1 protein-coding gene is annotated in these 357 nt (G+C 42.6%); it reads right to left on the reverse strand.

Going from position 1 to position 357, the window contains the following annotated elements:
• Window positions 1-166: 166 nt before the first annotated feature.
• On the reverse strand, window positions 167-357 hold a 191-nt coding region (locus ACYQ4O_RS13020; protein ID WP_460175879.1), incomplete at its 5' end, for an aminomethyltransferase beta-barrel domain-containing protein.

Below are 357 nucleotides of genomic sequence, written 5' to 3' on the forward strand. Positions count from 1 at the left end.
AACCCCTCTCTATACTATTACCATTATTTTACTACATATAACCAAAAAAAGTCAAGAGAGATTTTCCTTTTATTTTCAGATAGTAATTATGAAAATAAGGGGGTTTCGGTATCAAACTCAGGAAAAAGCTCCGCTAATCACGGAGCTTTTTTGACATGGGCGGCAATTACTTGTCGATTACTGCTCCGCCCAAGCATACATCCCCGTTATAGAGGACCGCGCTTTGACCTGGAGTGACGGCCCACATCGGCTCTTTACTGGCTAAGAATAAAGAGTTTTCATCTGCTGAAATAATCTCGCAGGGCTCATCGGGCATTCTGTAGCGTGTTTTAACAGAGAGCTGGCTTCCTGCATTCT

Source organism: Turicimonas sp. TL08, assembly GCF_054660695.1.